Origin of the sequence: Calidithermus timidus DSM 17022, assembly GCF_000373205.1 — a bacterium.
Taxonomy (GTDB): Bacteria; Deinococcota; Deinococci; order Deinococcales; family Thermaceae; genus Calidithermus; species Calidithermus timidus.
In genome coordinates this window covers 422,001-439,368 of record NZ_KB890688.1, presented here as the reverse complement: position 1 = coordinate 439,368, position 17,368 = coordinate 422,001, and the positions used below count along the sequence as shown (strand labels likewise).

The window sequence follows — 17,368 nt, the reverse complement described above, 5'->3', positions numbered from 1 at the left end:
TGTACTTATTGGCGATCAACTTAGGGTAGCACGCGCAAAGCCGCGGAAGCTCGAGGCGGCCAAGCCTGATATACTGACTAACAATCGTTAGTTAGTACCTTAGGGAGGATCGATGCAACTCAGCAGTTACGCCGCAGGAAGCTGGTTTAAGGCCAGCGACGGTGGAATTCTGGTCACAGACGCGGTCTACGGAGAGCCCGTCGCTACGGTCAGCAGCACGGGGCTGGACTTCGGGGCGATGGTGCGCTATGCCCGCGAGGTGGGTGGGCCTAACCTGCGCCGCTATACCTTTCACGAGCGGGCCGCCATGTTGCGGGCGCTGGCGCAGTACCTCATGGAGCGCAAGGAGAGCTTTTACGAGCTTTCCTTCAAGACCGGTGCCACCCGACGCGACGGCTGGGTGGACATCGAGGGTGGGATCGGGACCTTCTTCTCCTACTCCAGCCTGGCCCGGCGCGAATTGCCCAACGAGAAGTTCCTGGTCGAGGACGACGTGCAGCAGATCTCCAAGGCCGGGACCTTCCTGGGGCGACACATCCTGGTGCCCCGCGAGGGCGTGGCAGTGCACATCAACGCCTTCAACTTTCCCGTGTGGGGGATGCTCGAGAAGCTGGCCCCCGGCCTCATCGCCGGGGTTCCGGCCATCGTCAAGCCCGCCACCCAGACCGCCTACCTCACCGAAGCCGTTTTCCGGGCCATGATCGAGTCGGGGATTTTACCCGAGGGGGCCATCCAGCTCATCTGCGGCAGCACCGGCGATCTGCTGAACCACCTCAGCGAGCAGGACCTGGTGACCTTCACCGGCTCAGCCTCCACCGGACGCAAGCTCAAGACCCACCCCAACCTGGTAGCCCACTCGGTGCCCTTCAACCTCGAGGCCGACAGCCTCAACTGCTCGATCCTGGGGGCTACGGTGGAGCCCGGCGACCCCGAGTTCGACCTCTTCGTGCGCGAGGTGACCAACGAGATGGTCGTCAAGGCCGGGCAGAAGTGCACGGCCATCCGGCGGGTAATCGTGCCCGCCGAAAAGGTGGAGGCGGTGATCGAGGCCCTCAAAGAGCGCCTGAGCAGGATTACCATCGGCGACCCCAGCCGCGAGGATGTGCGGATGGGCCCGCTGGTGAGCACCGCCCAGCGCGAGGAGGTCAAAGAGCGCGTGGGCGAGCTCTCCCGCAGCTGCGAGGTGGTGCTCGAAGCCCCCCTCGAGCTCCTGGGCGGCGACCCCGAGAAGGGCGGCTTCCTCAGCCCGCGGCTGTTGTACTGCGACCAGCCACTAAAGGCCCGCGAGCCCCACGAGGTCGAGGCCTTCGGCCCAGTAGCCACGCTGCTCCCCTACCGCAACCTCGACGAGGCCATCCAGCTCGCCAAGATGGGCCGGGGCAGCCTCGCCGGCTCCATCGTCACCCACGACCGCGACGAGGCCCGCACGCTCTTCTTCGGCTGCGCCAGCTCGCACGGGCGCCTCCTGATCCTCAACCGCGAGAACGCCAAGGAGAACACCGGCCACGGCTCCCCCCTGCCCCAGCTCATCCACGGCGGGCCGGGGCGGGCCGGGGCGGGCGAGGAGATGGGCGGGGTGCGGGGCATCAAGCACTTCATGCAGCGCAGCGCCATCCAGGCCGACCCCACCACCCTGAGCTTCATCTCCCGCGAGTACGTGCGCGGGGCCGAGACCAAAAGCGACGGCGTGCACCCCTTCCGCAAGTACTTCGAGGACCTCCAGATCGGCGAGAGCTTCCTCACCCACCGCCGCACCGTCACCGAGGCCGATATCGTCAACTTCGCCAACGTCAGCGGCGACTACTTCTACGCCCACGTGGACGAGCTCGGGGCCAAGGATTCCATCTTCGGCAAGCGCGTAGCCCACGGCTATTTCCTGATCTCGGCGGCTGCTGGGCTCTTCGTGAGCCCGGCCCCGGGGCCGGTGCTGGCGAACTACGGGCTCGAGAAGCTGCGCTTCATCGAGCCGGTGGGCATCGGCGACACCATCCAGGCCCGTCTGACGGTAAAGAGCAAGACCAAGAAGGACCCCAAGCCCGGCGAGCGCCCGACGGGGGTGGTGACCTGGGCGGTGGAGATCACCAACCAAGAGGGCAAGACCGTGGCACTGTACGACATCCTGACGCTGGTGGAGCGTAGGGGGGAATCCTCAGCGCGAGCCTAGGGCGTGTCACAAAACTAGCCCGATTGCCTCCCCTCCCGGAGCGGGTTCTGCCCGGTAGCCCCTCTCGGTTTGGATCAATCTCCCCAACGGGTAACCCGGCTCGTGGGTGAAGCACAATAGGTAATCGCCCTCGAGCCAGCGCACATACATCTTCTTGCGGGTCTCCAGCGTGGTCATGGGGTACAGGTCGAAGGCCATGATGTAGGGCAGCGGGGTCTGCATGAGGGTGGGGACCAGGTCAGCGGTGAAGGCCAGCCGCTGGCCCTCGGACTCGAGTTCGACCGCCTGCATGCCCAGGGTGTGGCCGGGGACCGGGATCAGACGCAGGCCCCCCAACAGCTCGGCCTCCCCTTCCACGACCTCGAAGAGGTCCGCCTCGAGCACGGGCTCGATGTTCTCGGGTAGGTAGCTGGCGCGGCTGCGCTCATGAGGATGGGTGGCGTCCTCTAGCTCCTGTTTCTGCACAACGTAGCGGGCTTTAGGAAAGGTAGGGAGCAATCTTCCCCCCTCCAGGCGGGTGTTGAGCCCGGCGTGATCGAAGTGCAGGTGGGTGTTGATCACCCAGGCGATGTCCTCGGGCCAGACGCCGAGCGAGGCGAGCTGGGCAAGCACCGGGTTTTCGTCGCCGAGCCTATAGAGCTCACGGTGCTTAGGACCGGGCTTGCGGTCGATGCCGGTCTCGATAAGTACCCACTGCCCGGCAATCCGCACCAGAAGGGGGTTCATGCTCAGGCGGATGCGGTTTTGCTCGTCGGGCTCGGTGAGCTGGCTCCAGATGACGCGGGGGACCACCCCGAAGGTGGAGCCCCCGTCGAGCCAGATATCCCCGTCGTTGAGCACGAACAGCTCAAGCTCGCCGAGCTTGAAGTGAAGCGGGGGGCGCATCGAAGTTGATTATCTCAGGGTCGTAGGGAGCGAGTCTACGCCGCATGACCTCGAGGGCATCGGGGTTCTGGTCCACCAGCACGAAGCCCCGCCCCTGCCGTGCGGCGGCCTCACCGGTGGTTCCCGATCCCGCGAAGAAGTCGAGCACGACCTCGCCGGGGTTGGAGTGAACCCTGACGATGCGCTCGAGCAGCTTGAGCGGTTTCTGCGTGGGGTAACCGGTCTTCTCCCTGCCGCCCGTGGGGACGATGGTCTGCCACCACACGTCGGTAGGGGTTTTACCCCTGGCCGCCTTCTCCGGACCGACCATCCTGGGGGTCATGTAAGGGATGCGGTCGATGGCCTCGCGGTTGAAAGTGTAGGCCTCGGGGTCTCTGGCATACCAGAGGATCGTGTCGTGTTTGGCGGGCCAGCGGTTGCGCGGGCGGCCTCCGTAGTCGTAGGCCCAGATGATCTCGTTGATGAAGTGCTTGCGGCCAAAGATACCGTCCAGGAGCACCTTGACGTAGTGGACCTCGCGGTAGTCGAGGTGGACGAAGAGCGAACCGGTGGGGGTGAGCAGGCGGTAGGCCTCGCGCAAGCGGGGCTCGAGGAAGCCCAGGAAGTCCTCGAAGGAATCGGGATAGGCTGGAGACTCCAGCACTTCACTGCGATACCTCTTGCCACCAAAGCCACTGCGCGAGCCGTTTTCATCCTGTACCACCCGCATGCGGTTGCGCTTTTGGGGTTTGCCGGTGTTGAAGGGCGGGTCCAGGTAGATCAGGGGGAAAGATGCGTCCGGGAGCGTTTGGGTATAGCTCAGGCACTCCGCCTGGACGATGCGCTTCATGCTTTGGATTGTACTGGTTGTGGGCTAAACGCTCGCCTGCCTAAAGAGCCCCAGCCGCACCTCCTCCAGTACGGGCTCTACGGCTCTCCCCTCCTCGTGGGCACGGATGAGGGCGCTGGCGATCACCGCGCCGTCGGCGGCCCTCGCGGCCTGGGCGGCGGTAGAGCGGCTCGAGATGCCAAAGCCTATGGCCACCGGCGCGTCGGTGTGCTGTTTGATGCGCTGGACCAATTCCGGGAGGCCCTCCGGCAGACGGTCGCGGGCCCCGGTGACGCCGGTGACGGAGACGGTGTAAACGAAGCCGGTGCAGAAGGGGGCGACGGTCCTTATGCGGGCGTCGGTGGAGGTGGGAGCCAGGAGGAAGGTGGTCTCGAGCCCCGCCGCGTGCGCTTTCTCAACCAGCGCGAGGTCTTCGTCCGGGGGGAGGTCGGGCAGGATCAGCCCGGTGGCCCCGGCGCTGCGGAAGGCCTCGAAAAAGCGCTCGGGCCCGGCGGCGATTACCGGGTTGATGTAGGTCATCACGAACAGCGGCTTGTCGGTGAGGGTGCGTACCTGGCGCACGAACTCGAGCACGTCCTTCTGGCGGGTGCCCTGCCTCAGGGCTTGCTCGGAGGCCCGCTGGATCACCGGACCGTCGCCCAAGGGGTCGGAATAGGGCAAGCCGATCTCGAGCACGTCGGCAAAGGGCAGCACCCGGCGCAACAGCTCGAGGGCCCCCGTGGCGTCGGGATATCCGGCCATGACGTAGGGGATCAGCGCAGCTCGGCCTTCAGCGGCGGCGCGTTCGAAGGCCTCGCGGGTGGTCATCAAGCCACCCCCTGGGACACTTGACCCTCGGCCCTCGAGCCTCGGCGCTCTTCGAGCACCCGCATCACCTCCACCACGTCCTTGTCTCCACGGCCCGAGAGGTTGATGACGATGACCTGCTCGGGATCCATCTCGGGAGCCAACTTGGCGGCGTAGGCGATGGCGTGGGCGCTCTCGAGGGCGGGCAGGATACCCTCCAGGCGCGCCAGGAGCTTGAAGCCCTCCAGGGCCTCGTCATCGGTAATGCCCACGTACTCAGCGATGCCCCGCTCGGCAAAGTAGGAGTGTTCGGGGCCCACGCCGGGGTAGTCCAGGCCCGCCGAGACCGAGTGGGCCGGTTGGATCTGGCCGTCCTCGTCGTAAAGCAGGTACATCATCGCCCCGTGCAGCACTCCCTTGCGGCCCGCGCCGATGGAGAGGGCGTGCATGCTCGAGGTCAGCCCGTGCCCGGCGGCCTCGACGCCGATGAGCCGGGGGCGCTCTTCCTGGTAGGCGAAGGGCGCGAACACCCCGATGGCGTTGGAGCCTCCCCCCACGCAGGCGATCACCGCATCAGGGGTCGCACGGCCCTCTTTGGCCAGCAACTGCTGTTTGACCTCCTCACCCACGACGCTCTGAAAGTCGCGGGCCATGGCCGGATAAGGGTGTGGCCCCACCACCGAGCCGATGATGTAGAAAGAATCGCGCACGTTGGTTACCCAGTCACGGATGGCCTCGTTGGTGGCGTCCTTGAGGGTCTTGGTACCGCTCTCTACCGAGCGCACTTCAGCCCCCAACAACCGCATGCGGAAGACGTTGAGCGCCTGGCGGCGCACGTCCTCGGCACCCTGATAGACCACGCACTCCAGGCCCATCAAGGCGGCTACCGTCGCCACCGAAACCCCGTGCTGCCCGGCCCCTGTCTCGGCGATGACCCGCCTCTTGCCCATGCGCTTGCATAGCAAGGCCTGACCCAAAGTGTTGTTGATCTTATGGGCTCCGGTGTGGTTGAGGTCCTCGCGCTTGAGGTAGATCCTGGCCCCGCCGAGGTGGCGGGTCAGGTTTTCGGCGAAGTACAGGGGCGTGGGACGGCCCACGTACTCCTTGAGGTAGTACTCGTACTCCTCGAGGAAGCCGGGGTCGTGCTTGAAGTGGAGGTAGGCAGCGGTGAGCTCCTCGAGCGCCGGGATCAGCGTCTCGGGCACGTAGCGTCCGCCGAAGTCGCCGTAGCGGCCTCGGGAGTCGGGCAAGGGGTAGTTGGGTAGTTGCATGCGGGCACCTCATTTCAAGGCCGACGGTCGATAGCCCCTAGCTACGACATACGACCTTTGGCATCTTGCGCTTTGCGTCTTAAACCGTGTACGGCGAAGACCCCTGCGGTCTTCGGCTTTCAGCGCCGGGCGTAGAGGCTCTGCCTCCACTTCTGGTGGTGCCACTTATAGCTGCGGGGGGTGCGGGGTCTTATGCCCTCCATGCTCGCCCCAGGGTATCGGCCATCACAAGGCGTCGTCAAGCTTCGGGTAGAGTGTTGGGGCATGAGCAGCAACGACTTCACCACCAAACTCGATCGCCTGGCCCAGATCGCAGTGAAGGTTGGCCTCAACCTCCAACCGGGGCAGGAACTGGTCATGACCGCCCCCGTCGAAGCCCTCGAGCTCACCCGCAAGATCACCGAGCAAGCCTACAGGGCCGGGGCCTCCTTGGTCACCACCCTCTTCAGCGACGACGCGGCCACCCTGGCCCGTTTCCAGCACGCTCCTGAGGAAAGCTTCGACAAAGCTCCCGCCTGGCTCTACCGGGCCATGGCCGAGGCCTACCGCAGCGGTGCGGCCCGGCTGGCCATCAGCGGGCAGAACCCCACGCTGCTTAAAGGGCAAGATCCCGGGCGCGTGGCCCGCGCAAGCAAGGCCCAGGCCATCGCCTATCAACCGGCGCTCGAGCTCATCACCCGCTTCCACGTCAACTGGACCATCGTGGCCTACGCCACCCCTGCCTGGGCCAAGGCGGTCTTCCCCAACGACCCCGAAGAGGTAGCCGTCTCCAGGCTGTGGCAGGCCATCTTCCAGGCCTCGAGGGTGGACCAGGACGACCCGGTAGCCGCCTGGGAAGCCCACAACCGGCAGCTCAAGGAGCGGGTGGACTTTCTCAACGCCAGGCGCTACCAGGCCCTACACTTTCGGGGGCCCGGCACCGACTTGCGGGTGGGCCTGGCCGAAGGGCACCTGTGGGTCGGCGGCAGAAGCCCGGCTAAGAACGGCGTGGCCTGTAACCCCAACATCCCCACCGAGGAAGTCTTCACCACCCCCCACAAGGACCGCATCGAGGGCTACGTCAGCTCGAGCAAGCCGCTCTCCCATCAGGGCAGCCTCATCGACGGTATCCGGGTGCGCTTCGAGGGGGGCAAAATCGTCGAGGCCAGCGCCCGCCAAGGGGAGGAGATCCTGCGCAAGTTGCTCGAGAGCGACGAGGGCGCGCGAAGCTTGGGTGAGGTCGCGCTGGTGCCCCATTCTTCCCCCATCGCTCAGATGGGCATCCTCTTCTACAACACCCTCTTCGACGAAAACGCCGCCAGCCACATCGCCCTAGGGCAGGCCTACAGCGAGTGCATGGTGAATGGTGAGCGGCTCAGCGCGGAAGAGCTGGCCGCGCGCGGGGCGAACTCGAGCCTCATCCACGTCGACTGGATGATCGGCTCAAACGAGGTGGATGTGGACGGCGTCACCTTCAGCGGAACCCTCGAGCCGCTGATGCGCTCGGGCGAGTGGGTGCCTGGCCTTTAGAGCGCTTGGCCATACCTCCGGTTATCGTCTTTGAACTCGCTTAGCAAAAGCTTGGTTATTTGCCGCAGGGATTTACTCTTTGGCTTGCTAGGCTCGAGTTCAAGTTATGACCCTGGTCCAGGCCATCGAAATCGTGCTGCGGGAAGCGGAGGGTCCGCTTTACCACCGGGAAATTACCCGGCGCATCGTGGAGAAAGGGCTTTGGAAAGAGACCGATAGCCTAGCCGACAACGTCTTGCAAAAACTCACCGCCAGCGTGCGCTGGGCGTATTCCCCTTTCGAGCGGGTCGCGCCAGGGTACTACGCCCTGCGGGCGAGGGATCTCGACTTCGGCACACACGAGCCGCCGGTTCCGGGATCGGTGGCCGACTGAGCACGACCCGGGAAGATCGCGTTCAGCTATCGATCATCAATCGCTCTGGCGCGTGCGCTCGAGATAGAATCATCGCCGGTGCCGAAGTGAAGCAGAATCCGAGCCAGCGCATGCAGAGCAAGAGCGTCAAACCCCGAACCCCGGTGGCCAACCACCGCTTCTGGCTGATCTTCTTCGGCCTGATGCTCTTCTTCGCCGCCAGCGTGGTGTTCTACGTCTGGCGGGCCCTCAGGCCAATTCCCCCGGCCCCCGAAGCGCTCAGCGCTCTCAGCAGCGACGCTGCCGTATCGGTCGAGGCCAGGGACTGGGGCTACCTGATGAAGCCCACCCACAACACTGCCCAGCTCGGCCTGGCCTTCTACCCCGGCGCGCGGGTAGATTACCGCGCCTACGCCCCGGTGCTGCGGCAGATAGCGGCAGCGGGCTATCCGGTGGCCCTGATGTGGGTGCCCTTCAATCTGGCCATCACCGACCAGGACCGAGCCAAAGTGGTGCTCGAGGGCTATCCCCAGCTCAGGTGGGTGTTGGCCGGGCACTCCATGGGCGGGGTAGCCGCGTCTAATTTTGCATCTTCGGACGACCCAGCCGTGCGCCGATCGGTGGTTGGGCTGATCTTGTGGGCTTCCTACCCGCAATACGACCTCTCCGGGCTCACCCTGCCCACCCTGGCCCTCTTCGGCAGCAAGGACGGGCTGATCCCGGCGGAAAAACGCGCCCTCGAGGTCCCCCGCATGCCCAAAGGCACCCGCGTGGAAGTGCTCGAGGGGCTCAACCATGCCGCTTTCGGGGCCTACGGAGCCCAAGCTGGGGATCAGCCCGCCGACCTCCCCCAGGCCGAGGGGTGGGAGCAGATCGCGCGGGCGAGCATTGAGTTTTTGCAACAGGTCGATAGCCGATAGCCAGACCGAACGGCCCCTTGCCTTCGTCGTCAGTTACACGCAGCGTTGGCCGGGTCTACCACCTTGGACGCGTCGATCAGGCCGTAGCCAAGCTCGAGCGAGGGCGTGGAGAACTGGGCTGCGCTGCGCAGGCACTCCCGCACCGCTTGCAGCACCTGGCTCCCGGCTCCCCCTGCGTAGAAAGTACCGTACTGGCGTTGGTTCTGGTAGAGGTGCAGCGCCACCGTGGCGCTGACGAAGGCCGCCGACACCGAGGTACCGTAGGCGTTTCCCACCACGTCGGCTTCCTGGCCGCCGTAGCTGGGAACGGCGGTACCGGGGGCCACGAAGTCGAGCTCTGGGCCATAGTTGGAGCCAAAGCCGCTGCCCCATACCGCCCGCCGACCTTGATCATCGGTCGCACCCACGGCGATGACGTAGGGGGAGGAAGCCGGATAGCTCACGCTGTCACTGTCGCCATTGCCGCTGGAAGCCACCACTACCAGCCCCTGGGCCGTGACTCGAGCCAGCACGCTCTCGAGGTAGGGATCGTAGGCCTGCCCGGCCAGCGAGAGGTTGACCACCTGGGCGGGGGTGGGGTTGGTGAAGGTCTGGCCACCGATTTGGGTCTGCCCGGCGGCGTACTCGAGGGCCTGGGCGATCTGAAGCGTGCCGGTGCGACCCTGGGCGTCGAAGATCTTGATGGGCAGCACTTGGGCTAGGTTGTAGCTCACCCCGGCCAGCATCGAGCCGTCGTTGGTAGTAGCAGCGATGACGCTGGCCACGGCGGTGCCGTGGGAATTGCCGCCGTGGGGAGCCGCGACTCCCTGGCGGGGCTGGGGCGCTTCGAGGCTCGAGCCCACCACGTCGAGCCAACTCGGCTGGGGGGTGAGGTTGGGGGCGAGATCGGGGCGGTCGGTGAAGAAGCCGGTGTCGGCCACGGCGACCACCGGGCGCGGGCACCCGGCGCTGAGGCTCTTCCAGGCCTGCTCGAGGCGCATCTGGGCGAAAAGTTCGTTCTGGGCAGGATACTGACGGTTGGCCGGGGGCACGGCGGCCTCGGCGGCCTCGTAGAGGTACTCGGGCTGGGCATAGTCGGCTAAGCCCTGCTCAACGAGGGCGCGGGCCTTGGCGGCCTCCTGGCCCTGCGGTACCCGCATCAGACCCCACCCACCCTCCAGGCGCACAGCGCCCAACTTCTGCAGGCGGCTGTTGCTCTTGCTGAACACCAGCAGGCGGCCGCTGGCGTAGGGCCGGTCGAAGCGACCCAGTCCGGTGGGGCTGAACTGCTCAGGCGCAGCGAGGGCGGCGCGGACGGCGGAACGGCTCGAGCTCGGGCAGCTCACGGAAGCCTGGGGCTCGACCGTGAGGGTCTGGGTCTTGCGCACGCCACCGAGCTCGAGGGTGAAGCGGTAGGTCCTGGCGGTGGTGGTGGGGTTGCCCCGCACCCTCACCGAGAAGGAGCGATCGCGGGTGGTGAGGGGAAATCCGGGCAGTTGGGGGTCGCTCGAGATGGTGACCTCCGTAATACCCTCGGCTTGCCAGAAGAAGGAAAGCTCTCCCCCGCTCACCGGAAGCCGGGCGGGTGCGACGGTGAACTCGGCCTGGGTCTGGGCGATGGGTTGTCCACAACCCGCCAGAACCACGGCAGCGAGCCCGGCCACTGCCCAAAGCGGACGAAAGGTCGAAAGGCCAACGGTGGAGATGGATGGGAAAAGCCGGGGTCCGTCAGGAACGCTTTCTTCGCGCTCGGCCGGTTGCACCACTGGCTCCCCGGTTCCCTTGGTGCCCACATTGGGAAACACGGTTCAACGCCTCCGAACACCCTAAACAACGCCTAGGGCCAGGCTGGGAGCCTGACCGGCGAGAAACGCCCACGGCGCGGCAAATTGCGTACGGAGTGGCTGTCTCTCGGCCGGTTGCGCCACTGGCTCGGCCTGTCCCAGGCGCCCAAGTGCAGGACAGGCTTCGTCGCTTCCGAGGGGAGGTTTCCCTCCAAGTGTCGTTATACCACATCCCCTAGGTGGGGGAAATGGCCAAACGTCACATCTGGAGCGTTACTTTCGTGACTTGAAGGTACCCGCGCCTCATTCCCACTCGATGGTAGCGGGCGGTTTGGAGGTTATGTCGTAGACCACGCGCCCGACTTCGGGAACCTGGCGGGTGATCTTGCGGGCGACCTCGTCGAGGAAGTCGAGGGGCAGACGAGCCCAGTCGGCGGTCATGAAGTCGGCGGTGCTCACCGCGCGTAGGCCCAGCACGTAGCCGTAGCTGCGCTCGTCGCCGATGACGCCCACGCTCTGCATGGGGGTGAGCACGGCCAGGGCTTGGGAAACGCTGTCGTAGAGATTCCACTCCCGCAGGGCGCTGATGAAGATGTCGTCGGCGCGACGCAGGATGTCGAGCTTCTCGGGCGTAACCTCGCCCAAAATGCGGATCGCAAGGCCAGGGCCGGGAAAGGGGTGGCGCATGCGGATGGGCTCGGGCAGACCCAAGAGCAGGGCCAGCTCGCGCACCTCGTCCTTGAAGAGGTAACGGAAGGGCTCTAAGAGCTCGAATTTCAAATCTGGAGGCAGCCCTCCTACGTTGTGGTGGCTCTTGATGTTGGCCGCCCCTTCCCCACCCGCCGACTCGATGACGTCGGGGTAGAGGGTACCCTGGGCCAACCAGCGGCAGCCCTCCTGCGAGAGCTTGCGGGCTTCGGCCTCGAAGACCCGGATGAACTCCCGCCCCACGACCCGGCGCTTTTCCTCGGGATCACTCACGCCCTTCAGCGCCCGCAAAAATTGCTCGGAGGCGTCCACCACACGTAAGTTTTCGTCACCCAGTGGCCTAAGGGCCTGCTCGACCTCGTGGCGCTCGCCCAGCCGCAACAGCCCGTGATCCACGAACACGGCGGTGAGCTGGGAACCGATGGCCCTCGAGAGCAGCAGGGCCAGCGTGGAGGAGTCCACTCCACCCGACACCGCCAGCAGCACCCGGTCCTTGCCCACTTTGGCGCGGATGTCGGCGATGAGGGTTTCCAGGGTGTGCTCAGGGGTCCAGTCGCGGCGCACCCCGGCGAGCTCGAGGAAGTTCTCCAGCACCGCCATACCCTTGGGACTGTGCGCGACTTCGGGGTGGAACTGCACCCCAAAGGTCCTGCCGTCGGGCGCGGCAATGGCGGCCACCGGGTTTTCCGCGGTCTCGGCGATCACCTTCCAGCCCTCGGGCAGCGCAGTCACGGCGTCGGAGTGGCTCATCCACATTTGGAGTTCGCCTTCCAAGCCCGCGAACAGCGGCCCCTCGTGGCGGGTGAGGATGGCTTTGCCGTACTCACGCCGTCCGGCCCGCTCCACCCGCCCTCCCAGGGCCTGGGCGAGGTACTGCATCCCGTAGCAGATGCCCAGCACCGGCAGACCCCGCTCGAGCAGCCCCTCGGCGGGCTTAGGTGAGCCTGGATCGAAGACCGAGTTGGGCCCACCCGAGAGAATTACCGCCTGTGGCCGCTCGGCCAGGATGCGCTCCAAGCTGGCCGTGCCGGGCAGGATTACCGAGTAAGCCCGCAACTCGCGCACCCGCCGGGCAATGAGCCGGGTGTACTGCGAGCCAAAATCGAGGATGACAACGCTCATGTGGGTGAGTGTACCCGTAAAAGACGGCGATGGGTATCACCATCGCGCTTACTGCAACCTAATCGTCACCCCACCGGGCGTGGGCACGTCCAGCAGAACCTCCTTGGGCTCACGGCCATCCACACGAATGCGCACACGGTAGGCTCCGGCCTTGTCAAAATGCACGGGGCCCGGAAGCTCGGCGATGGTGCGCCCCTTCTCCATGGCGGAGCCAGGAGGGGCCTCCAAGATCTCGATGCGGCCTGTGGCTTCGGGGGGATCGAAGCGGAATTCGACGACATAGCCGCTGACGACGGGTTGGGGGCGGGGCCACAGCCACACGGCCAGACCCACCGCCACCAGCAGCAGCAACCCCCCCAAGTAGCGCAGCAAGCTCCGACGGCGAGGCTGGGGCTCGATCACAGGGAAGGAGGGCTCGAGCGGCTCTTCAATGCGGATGCGGCGAGGTGCGACGGGCGCTTCTTCGCCCGGTGACCCCTCAGGAAGGCGCGCGGGCTGGGACTCAACCCGCAGTTGGGATTTGCTCTTGGGGACGGGAGTAGGCGGAGGTGGGGGTTCTTCGGTGGCCCGCACTGCAGGCGTGGGCTCGTCCTCGAGCGCGGCCTGAAGGGGGGCCGGGGGCTCAGCCTCCACCTCCGCGGCCTCTGCAGCCACTGCCTCGGCCACAGGTTCGCTCGTGAGTCGCCCACATACTTCTTCCAGGCTAAGTTTGCCTTGAGCAAAGGCCTCGAGCTCGGTGGAAAACAGCAGGTGCGACCAACCCTCCCCCGCCAACTGGCGCAGGGCCTCTACCACGCCTTGGGGGTCGGGTTTCATGGGCTGCGTCGGCAGGCCGGCGCCCTCGAGCCATATGCGCGGGCCCCGCACCCATAGCCGCTCGACGCTGATGTTGCCGTGGCTCAGCCCGGCCTCCTGCAAACGTCCCAGCGTCTCGAGCAACCCCCGCGCCCAGGCCAGAAGGCGCTTGGGGTCGGCGGTGCCTTGAAAACGGGTGGCTTCCACGGCGGCCGCGGGGATCTCGGCGATCCAGGCCGACTCGAGGCTCTCGAGCCAGGGCAGCATCCCGGCCACAGCCTCCGGTGGCTCGCCCTCGAGCGGGCGGTATACCACCACGCCGATGCCGGTGCGCGAATCGCGGCCCAGCCAGGCCTCGAGCACGCGGCCCTGGGTGTCGAGCAGCCCTCCTGGGATAACGGGTGCGTGTAGAACATAAGGTCCCAGGCTATCCATAAACCCGAGTATACCCAGCCCCGAGGCCCAGACGAAAAACGCGCCTCGACCTTGCCCTAGCCCGATCGCAAAACCTATAATCTCGTTGAACGAACGGCCACCCGCTTTTGGCGATGGGGGCAGACCGGCGGCCCTTGGGCCGCATGCTGGAAAGGAGCAACAGGATGGAGTTCAAGGTGACCCTATCGACCGAGGAGATCGTGCGCGGGCTCAAACACTACCGCCGCATTGCCAAGCAAGACGTGCTGCGGGCCCCCGAAACCCCTAACCCCGAAGTGTTCCGCCTTCACGCCGAAGCCCGCCGTGAGGTGTACGCTCGCCTGGCCGAGACCGCCGAAACCGATGGCCCCGAGGCCGTGGTTGCCAAGGCCCTCGAGCTCTACCAAAATCTCCCCTTCGTCACCGGCACCAGCGAGGACGCTTATCCCGAGGTCAAGGGGCAGGAAAACGCCCTGGAGAACTTCTTCCTCATGATCGGCCTCGACCCCAAGGTGCGCCGCGAGGCCCGCAAAGCCCGCAAGCCCATCGAGTGAGGGACAAGGCACAACACCAGAGCAAATTTTAGAGCAGGCCGAAAGCGAGGCAGTCTACAGCGCTTTTGGCCTTTTGCTGTGTAGGATGTTCGGAGCCATGAGTTTGGATCTGGAGCTACTGGCCGCACAGGCTCGCACTTGCACTGCCTGCCGTCTGGCCGCTTCACGGCTGAACGTAGTATTCGGCGAGGGAAACCCCGACGCCCAGCTCATGATCGTGGGCGAGGGGCCCGGCGAAGAAGAAGACAAGACCGGACGGCCCTTCGTGGGCAAGGCCGGCCAACTGTTGGACAAAATCCTCGAAGCCGCGGGCATTCCCCGCGAGGGCATCTACATCGGCAACATCGTCAAGTGCCGCCCGCCGGGCAACCGCGTTCCCCTGCCCGACGAGGCCAAGACCTGCACCGCGCTGTGGCTCAACAAGCAGCTCGAGCTCATCCGGCCCCAGATCATCGTGCCGCTGGGAGCCACAGCCTGCGAGTATTTTCTGGGCGAGAAGGTCTCGATTAGCAAGATTCGCGGGCAGTGGCTGGACTGGCAGGGCATCAAGCTGTTCCCCATGTTCCACCCGGCCTACTTGCTGCGCAATCCAGCCCGCACTCCGGGCAGCCCCAAACACCTCACCTGGCTGGACATCCAGGAGGTCAAGAAAGCCCTCGACAGCCTGGGCGAAAAACCCAAGCGCTCGCTCAAGACCGTGAGCCAGGAGTCGCTCTTCTGAACCCCCTGCCCACCAGCGGCCTGATCCACCTGGGTGTGCTCTACATAGTGTGGGGTAGCACCTACCTGAGCTTTCGGCTAGGTGTGGGGCCAGGGGGTGGCTTTGAGCCCTTCATGATGGGAGCGCTGCGCTTTTTGCCCTCGGCAGCGGTGCTGATGGGCTACGCTCTGCTCACCCGGCAACGTTTGAGGCTCGAGCGGCGCGAGTTGCTGGTGATGGCACTTTCGGGCGTGGTGCTGTGGGTGGGCGGCAACGGCCTGATCCTCATCGCCAGCCAGTACTCCAGCTCGGGCTACGCGGCCTTGATGGTAGCGACCACGCCCATCTGGGCCGCGACCTTCGAGGCCATCCTCAACCGCAAAGCCCCCTCGCCCAAGCTGGTCGCCGGGCTGCTGTTGGGTCTGGTAGGGGTGGTGGTGCTCTCTGTGCCCAAACTGGCCCACAGCTCACAAGCGACCTTGCTGGCGGTAGGGCTCTTACTGCTCTCCCCCATGCTGTGGTCGGCGGGCACGCTCTTCTACCAGCGCAACCAGAGCCGCCTCGAGCCCGTGGTGGTCTCGGCCTACCAGCAGCTCTTCGGCGGCCTGGCCTTCCTGCTGCTCTCCCCCCTGCTGGGCGAGCGCTGGACTATGCCCACCCTCCAGGGCTGGCTGGCGCTGGCCTACCTGATCGTCTTCGGCTCGCTGCTGGCCTACACCTCCTTCATCCTGGCCGTGAAGCTCCTGCCGGTGAGCCTGGTGACGACCTATGCCTACGTCAACCCGGTGGTGGCGCTGTTTTTAGGCTGGCTGGTGCTGGACGAAACCATCGGCCTATGGACCATCGCCGGAGCCACGCTGGTGCTGATCGCGGTGGGGGTGGTGTTCCAAGCGAGGAAGCGGTGAAATTGGGCCACCTTCGGCCCTTTCAGTTCGTCCACGAGGCATGATACCGGATTCAAAAAGATAATCACCCAAACCAAAGACCTTCAGAGGCTATCTTTTTGAATCCTAGAGCACTCCCTTCGGTCGGGTCAGTTCGTTCCCGAATGGGAACGAACTGACCGAATCTGGTATGAGAACCGCGCTCAGTGCTTGAAGTGCCTCGAGCCCGTGAACACCATCGCCACGCCCAGCTCGTCGGCGGCGGCGATCACCTCGGGGTCGCGCTTGGCCCCGCCGGGCTGGACGATAGCCCTGACGCCGGCGGCGGCAGCGGCACGCACCACGTCGTCGAAGGGGAAGAAGGCTTCGGAAGCGAGCACCGCACCCTTAGCCCGCTCCCCGGCGTTGAGGATGGCGCGCTCGGCGGCCCAGATACGGCTCACCGCGCCGGTACCCACCCCCACCGTCACGCCGTCCCTGGCGAGCACCACGTTGTTGGAGCGGGCGTGCTTGCCCACCTTCCAGGCGAACTCGAGGTCGCGCCACTCCTGTGCAGTAGGCTCGCGCACCGTCACCACGCGGGGCTCGAGGCCACCCCAGGCCTGAAGGTCGCGGTCTTGCACCAGAAAGCCGCCCAGGATGGGGCGGAACTCCAGCGGGCCGAAGCGGCTCGGCCCGGCTACCAGCACCCTCAGGTCGGGCTTCTTGGTTCTGAACCACTCCAGGGCCTCCGGGCTCACCTCGGGGGCGATGAGAACCTCGAGGAAAGTCCCCTTCGTGGCCTGGGCGGTCTCGAGGTCCACGGGTCGGTTGAGCGCTACCACCCCGCCGAAGACCGAGAGGGTATCGGCGTCGCGGGCGCGCTCCCAGGCCGTCTTGGCATCGGCGGCCACCGCGACCCCACAGGGGTTGGCGTGCTTGATGCATACGCACGCGGGTTCGTCGAACTCGCTCACCAGCGCCCAGGCCGCGTCGGCGTCGGCGTAGTTGTTGAAACCCATCGGCTTTCCAGCCAGCACCTCGGCGTCGAGCACCGGACCGGTTTCGCCCTGAAGCCGGTACAGGGCTGCAGCCTGGTGGGGATTCTCGCCGTAGCGTAGCTCGCCGACACGCTCGAGCGCGAGCGTGAGGCTCGGCCTGAACTTCTCCTGGCCCAGGAATTCGGCGATGGCCGCGTCGTAAGCGGCAGTGTGGGCAAAGGCCTTGTAGGCGAGTTCCTGGCGCAGGGCGCTGCTCACCCCGTTGCGCAGGGCCTCGAGCACGCGCGGGTAGTCGGCGGGATCGCACACCGGCAGCACGGCGGCGTGGTTCTTGGCTGCCGCCCGCAGCATGGCCGGGCCGCCGATGTCGATGTTCTCAATGCATTCCTCGAAGCTGGCCCCTCGGCGCACGGTCTGGCGGAAGGGGTAGAGGTTGACGCACAGCAGGTCGATGCGGGTGATGCCGTGCCGCTCGAGCTGGGCCTGGTGGGCCTCGCTGCGGGTGGCCAGAAGCCCGGCGTGGATGTTTGGGTGCAGCGTCTTGACCCGCCCGTCCAGGATTTCAGGAAAGCCGGTCACGTCAGAGACGTGGACGACCTCCAGCCCCGCCTCCTGAAGGATCTTATGCGTTCCACCCGTGGAAAGCAGCTCGAAGCCCATAGCCGCCAGCTCACGGGCAAACTCCACCAGGCCCGCCTTGTTGGAAACCGAAAGCAGCGCACGCATACAGGG

The 17,368-nt window shown here is 65.8% G+C and carries 15 protein-coding genes and 2 riboswitches; of the genes, 7 read left to right on the top strand and 8 right to left on the bottom strand.

Features of this window, described 5'->3' with window-relative positions; translation table 11 throughout:
* The first annotated feature begins 112 nt into the window (after positions 1–112).
* A complete protein-coding gene (gene paaZ, locus B047_RS0105315) occupies positions 113–2,164 on the top strand; it encodes a phenylacetic acid degradation bifunctional protein PaaZ (RefSeq protein ID WP_018465923.1) in 2,052 nt (683 codons plus the stop codon).
* A 6-nt stretch (positions 2,165–2,170) separates the two neighbouring features.
* Here paaZ and B047_RS0105310 read toward each other — a convergent pair whose 3' ends face one another.
* From B047_RS0105310 to trpB, 4 genes are read right to left on the bottom strand one after another with little or no spacing between them, the layout of a single operon-like run.
* Complete coding sequence (locus B047_RS0105310) at positions 2,171–3,049, bottom strand: MBL fold metallo-hydrolase (RefSeq protein ID WP_018465922.1); 879 nt, start codon at positions 3,047–3,049, stop codon at positions 2,171–2,173.
* The gene (locus B047_RS0105305; protein ID WP_018465921.1) at positions 3,012–3,878 is read right to left on the bottom strand and encodes a DNA-methyltransferase; all 867 of its coding nucleotides are present in this window, start codon (positions 3,876–3,878) and stop codon (positions 3,012–3,014) included. Before B047_RS0105305 ends, B047_RS0105310 begins: the two co-directional genes overlap by 38 nt.
* A 24-nt stretch (positions 3,879–3,902) precedes the next feature.
* Positions 3,903–4,685 carry a tryptophan synthase subunit alpha gene (gene trpA / locus B047_RS0105300; protein WP_018465920.1) on the bottom strand — a complete coding sequence of 261 codons (783 nt, stop codon included), beginning with the start codon at positions 4,683–4,685 and terminating at the stop codon, positions 3,903–3,905.
* Positions 4,685–5,935 carry a tryptophan synthase subunit beta gene (gene trpB / locus B047_RS0105295; RefSeq protein WP_018465919.1) on the bottom strand — a complete coding sequence of 417 codons (1,251 nt, stop codon included), beginning with the start codon at positions 5,933–5,935 and terminating at the stop codon, positions 4,685–4,687. Before trpB ends, trpA begins: the two co-directional genes overlap by 1 nt.
* 264 nt (positions 5,936–6,199) lie before the next feature.
* On the opposite strand from trpB, the gene B047_RS0105290 reads away from it, so the two are divergent.
* The 3 genes from B047_RS0105290 to B047_RS0105280 all read left to right on the top strand — a co-directional run bounded on the left by B047_RS0105290 (position 6,200) and on the right by B047_RS0105280 (position 8,716).
* A complete protein-coding gene (locus B047_RS0105290; protein WP_018465918.1) occupies positions 6,200–7,444 on the top strand; it encodes an aminopeptidase in 1,245 nt (414 codons plus the stop codon).
* Positions 7,445–7,550: 106 nt separating this feature from the next.
* A complete protein-coding gene (locus B047_RS0105285) occupies positions 7,551–7,817 on the top strand; it encodes a winged helix-turn-helix domain-containing protein (RefSeq protein ID WP_018465917.1) in 267 nt (88 codons plus the stop codon).
* 110 nt (positions 7,818–7,927) lie between these two features.
* Complete coding sequence (locus tag B047_RS0105280) at positions 7,928–8,716, top strand: alpha/beta hydrolase (protein ID WP_052606040.1); 789 nt, start codon at positions 7,928–7,930, stop codon at positions 8,714–8,716.
* A gap of 29 nt (positions 8,717–8,745) precedes the next feature.
* On the opposite strand, the gene B047_RS17825 is transcribed toward B047_RS0105280, so the two are convergent.
* From B047_RS17825 to B047_RS17165, 3 genes are all read right to left on the bottom strand, one after another.
* Positions 8,746–10,458, bottom strand: a complete 1,713-nt coding sequence (locus B047_RS17825) for a S8 family peptidase (protein WP_157205811.1) — start codon at positions 10,456–10,458, stop codon at positions 8,746–8,748.
* Positions 10,438–10,523: riboswitch (cyclic di-GMP riboswitch) on the bottom strand. (Overlaps the previous gene by 21 nt.)
* 76 nt (positions 10,524–10,599) lie before the next feature.
* Positions 10,600–10,683: riboswitch (cyclic di-GMP riboswitch) on the bottom strand.
* Between the two features lie 99 nt (positions 10,684–10,782).
* Positions 10,783–12,309 carry a glutamine-hydrolyzing GMP synthase gene (gene guaA, locus B047_RS0105270; protein ID WP_018465914.1) on the bottom strand — a complete coding sequence of 509 codons (1,527 nt, stop codon included), beginning with the start codon at positions 12,307–12,309 and terminating at the stop codon, positions 10,783–10,785.
* 48 nt (positions 12,310–12,357) lie between these two features.
* Positions 12,358–13,539: a hypothetical protein gene (locus B047_RS17165; RefSeq protein WP_018465913.1), complete on the bottom strand. Its 1,182-nt coding sequence runs from the start codon at positions 13,537–13,539 to the stop codon at positions 12,358–12,360.
* 164 nt (positions 13,540–13,703) lie between these two features.
* On the opposite strand from B047_RS17165, the gene B047_RS0105260 reads away from it, so the two are divergent.
* The 3 genes from B047_RS0105260 (at position 13,704) to B047_RS0105250 (ending at position 15,677) form a co-directional block, all read left to right on the top strand.
* A complete protein-coding gene (locus tag B047_RS0105260; RefSeq protein WP_026234609.1) occupies positions 13,704–14,072 on the top strand; it encodes a hypothetical protein in 369 nt (122 codons plus the stop codon).
* Between the two features lie 103 nt (positions 14,073–14,175).
* On the top strand, positions 14,176–14,793 hold the full coding sequence (locus B047_RS0105255) for a uracil-DNA glycosylase (RefSeq protein WP_026234608.1): 618 nt from the start codon (positions 14,176–14,178) through the stop codon (positions 14,791–14,793).
* Positions 14,794–14,840: 47 nt separating this feature from the next.
* On the top strand, positions 14,841–15,677 hold the full coding sequence (locus B047_RS0105250; RefSeq protein WP_018465910.1) for an EamA family transporter: 837 nt from the start codon (positions 14,841–14,843) through the stop codon (positions 15,675–15,677).
* A gap of 182 nt (positions 15,678–15,859) precedes the next feature.
* Here B047_RS0105250 and purH read toward each other — a convergent pair whose 3' ends face one another.
* Positions 15,860–17,362: a bifunctional phosphoribosylaminoimidazolecarboxamide formyltransferase/IMP cyclohydrolase gene (purH, locus tag B047_RS0105245; RefSeq protein ID WP_018465909.1), complete on the bottom strand. Its 1,503-nt coding sequence runs from the start codon at positions 17,360–17,362 to the stop codon at positions 15,860–15,862.
* Between the last annotated feature and the right edge of the window lie 6 nt (positions 17,363–17,368).